Here is a 3,033-nt window from a genome sequence, read left to right as displayed (position 1 = left end):
CCGACAAGCACCCGGGCTTCAACGGCTTCCGCGTGTGGCGCACCAAGTACGCCGACATCGGGGTGCTCATCTGCTGGGATCAGTGGTATCCCGAAGGCGCGCGCATCACCGCACTGCTCGGCGCGCAGATCCTGTTCTATCCCACCGCCATCGGCTGGCATCCGGCCGAGAAGGCCACGTTCGGTGACGCGCAGGTGGATGCGTGGCGCACAGCCCAGCGCGCGCATGCCATCGCCAACGGCGTCTTCGTCGCGTCGCCCAATCGCGTGGGACACGAGCCCGAGCCCGGCACCGACGGTCTCGAGTTTTTCGGACAGTCATTCATTTGCGACCCATTCGGCCGGTATCTCGCACAGGCGGGCACCGAACCGGCGATCCTGACGGCCACGTGCGATCTGGGCCTCATCGAAGAGACGCGTCGCAACTGGCCGTTCCTGCGCGATCGTCGCATCGACGCGTACGGCCCGATCCTCAATCGCTGGTTGGGCAAGTAAGTGAGCAACGCCCTGCGCATGCCGGCCGAGTGGGAGCGCCACGACGCCACCTGGATCGGCTGGCCGCATCACGAGCCCGATTGGCCCGGCAAGTTGGCGCCCATTCCGTGGGTGTACACCGAGATCGTTCGCGCACTCGGCCAGTTCGAGCGCGTGGAGATTCTCTGCCACAACGACCAGGTCGCCGAGGAAGCGCGCGCGTGCCTCACGTTGCACGGCGTGGAGGAGAGCCAGTACCGGCTGCATCTGCAGCCCACCGATCGTGTGTGGCTGCGTGACTCCGGCGCCACGGGCGTGCACCGCGCCGACGGCAGCACGGCGCTCGTGCGCTGGGGGTTCAACGCGTGGGCCAAGTACGACAACTTCGCCCTCGACAATGAAGTGCCGGCGCGCATGGCGGAGATCAGCGGCCTGCCGGTGATCAATGCCGTGCGTCACGACAACGGACAGCCCCTCATTCTCGAGGGCGGTGGTATCGAAACTGATGGCGCGGGCACGCTGCTCGTGACCGAAGAGTGGCTGCTGAGCGACGTGCAGGTGCGCAACCCGGGCTACGGCCGTGAGGACTACGAGCGCGCCTTCCGCGAGTACCTCGGCATCACCAACACCATCTGGCTCGGCGAAGGGTGCGTGGGCGACGACACGCATGGGCACATCGACGACATCGCGCGCTTCGTGGCGCCGGGTGTGGTAGTGCTCGCGCACGAAGAAGATGCGCACGACGAGAATCACGTGCGTTCGCTCGACAATCTGCATCGCCTGCGTGCGGCGCACGATGCGCGCGGCAAGTCACTGGACGTGGTCACGCTGCCCTTCCCGCGCGCGGTGATCATGGACGGCATGCGTCTCCCCGCCAGCTACGCGAACTTCTACGTGGGTAACGGTGTGTGCATCGTGCCCACGTTCAACGACAAGAACGATCGCGTGGCGCTCAACATCCTCGCCGATCTCATGCCGCAGCACGAGATCGTGGGCATCCACGCGGTGGACCTCGTGTGGGGCCTCGGGACGCTGCACTGCCTGTCGCAACAGCAGCCCGCCGCGCGGAGCCAGTCGTCATGACTGACGAGCAGCGCGACCAAGTGCCCGATGATCGTGACGCCACCAACGGCCAGCCGGATGCCACGCCGCCGGAGTTGCCGCGATGGGCCCGTCAGGCCGCCCCGGGCGACGAGTTCAGCGACGAACGCATGCAGGCGTACTTCGGCCCCAAGTGGGAGAAGAGCTATCGCCGGAAGCTCGCGCCGTTCTTCGAGGATCCGAGCTTCGTGCCCACGTGGAACTGGCCGGCCGCCATCGCCTTTCCGCCGGCGTGGTTCCTGTACCGCAAGCTCTATGTGCCCTTCACGGTGTTCTTCCTCGTGCCGGGCTTCGTGTTCCGCTGGCTGACCGGCTCCGACACGCCGCAGACGGTGGCCGAATTGAGCAAGCCGGAAAACGAGTGGCTGCAGCTCATGAGCATCGCGGTGTTCGTCTCGTCAAGCCTGGCAGCCGGGGGGACGGCCAACTGGTTTCTCTTCCGCCGGGCGCGCGCGGCCAGCCGCCTCGTGAGCATGCAGGGGGTGTCGGCGCGTGAAGGGCTCGAGCTCATGCGGCGAATGGGTGGGGTGAACCGTACGGCCACTTCCCTGTTCGTAGTGCTGATGCTGGTCATCACGCTCATGCAGTTCGGGGGATGACCGCGGCAGTTCTCGTGTCATGCCGCCGCGCCGGTCCCATGCGGAGCGTGGGACCAAGTGACGAAAGGCGGCGATCGATTGTTGTACTCCGATGACTGACGCGGAGTTGGTCGTCCGGACCCGTGCCGGAGACCCGGATGCGTTCGGGACCCTCGTGGCGCGTCATTACGACGCGTGCTGGCGGTTCGCGTACCACATGCTGGGGGAGCGGGCCGATGCGGAGGACGTGGTTCAGGACAGTTTTCTGCGCGCGTACCTGGCCATCGGCCGGTACGACGAGCGTGATCAGTTCCGCGGTTGGCTCTTTCGCATCCTGACCAACCAGTGCCGCAATTTCCTCACGTCGCGCGGTCGTCGGACGAAGCGCTTTGTCCAGGACGAGATCGCCATCGAGTCGGCGGCGGCGCCGCCGGCGGCGCACGCGTCGGGCATGGAAGACGCGGCGGTGGTGCGAGCCCTCGCGCAGCTCGATCCGCTGCAGCGCGAGGCCTTGCTGCTCAAGTACGCGGAAGAGCTCGAGTACTCGGAGATGTCAGCGATGACCGGGGCCGGCGAGTCGGCGCTCAAGATGCGAGTCAAGCGCGGCAGCGAACGGTTGCGGGCCTTGCTGGCCGACGCGAAGGATCGCGGGGTATGATGGGGCGCCATGGCTGCTGACGACCTGACGTTCCCTCGGCCGGATGATCTGGACGATGTGCACGCGACGTTCATCGCGTCGCAGTTGCGCGCGTCCTACGATGCCACCCCCGCCCACGATGCGACGCACGTCGCCCGCGTGTCGCGGGCGGTGCTGGCCGCGGCCATGCACGCGCCGTCCGGCGATCTCGCGGCGACGCCGCGTTCGCGCGGCGTGCGGCCTC

5 protein-coding genes are annotated in these 3,033 nt (G+C 67.1%); all 5 read left to right on the top strand.

The genetic code is table 11. From position 1 onward, the window contains the following. On the top strand, nucleotides 1-494 hold a 494-nt coding region (locus tag ACIQ6O_RS15480), incomplete at its 5' end, for a nitrilase-related carbon-nitrogen hydrolase (RefSeq protein WP_396208677.1). Then, nucleotides 495-1,556 (top strand): agmatine/peptidylarginine deiminase, encoded by a 1,062-nt coding sequence (locus ACIQ6O_RS15475; protein ID WP_396208676.1) that lies wholly within the window; start codon nucleotides 495-497, stop codon nucleotides 1,554-1,556. Continuing rightward, the gene (locus tag ACIQ6O_RS15470; RefSeq protein WP_396208675.1) at nucleotides 1,553-2,173 is read left to right on the top strand and encodes a DUF2628 domain-containing protein; all 621 of its coding nucleotides are present in this window, start codon (nucleotides 1,553-1,555) and stop codon (nucleotides 2,171-2,173) included. Before ACIQ6O_RS15475 ends, ACIQ6O_RS15470 begins: the two co-directional genes overlap by 4 nt. 91 nt (nucleotides 2,174-2,264) lie before the next feature. Beyond that, nucleotides 2,265-2,810: an RNA polymerase sigma factor gene (locus tag ACIQ6O_RS15465; RefSeq protein ID WP_396208674.1), complete on the top strand. Its 546-nt coding sequence runs from the start codon at nucleotides 2,265-2,267 to the stop codon at nucleotides 2,808-2,810. 9 nt (nucleotides 2,811-2,819) lie between these two features. Further along, nucleotides 2,820-3,033 (top strand): hypothetical protein (locus tag ACIQ6O_RS15460; RefSeq protein ID WP_396208673.1); only part of this gene is annotated, 214 nt, incomplete at its 3' end.

The sequence above is a fragment of the Gemmatimonas sp. genome, from assembly GCF_044345575.1.
Classification (GTDB): domain Bacteria; phylum Gemmatimonadota; class Gemmatimonadetes; order Gemmatimonadales; family Gemmatimonadaceae; genus Gemmatimonas.
This window is presented reverse-complemented; position numbering and strand designations above follow the sequence as displayed.

Excerpts from the sequence above, each read along its gene's own strand:
- ACIQ6O_RS15470 (WP_396208675.1), top strand. The coding sequence starts at position 1,553 with ATGACTGACGAGCAGCGCGACCAAGTGCCCGATGATCGTGACGCCACC.
- ACIQ6O_RS15465 (WP_396208674.1), top strand. The coding sequence starts at position 2,265 with ATGACTGACGCGGAGTTGGTCGTCCGGACCCGTGCCGGAGACCCGGAT.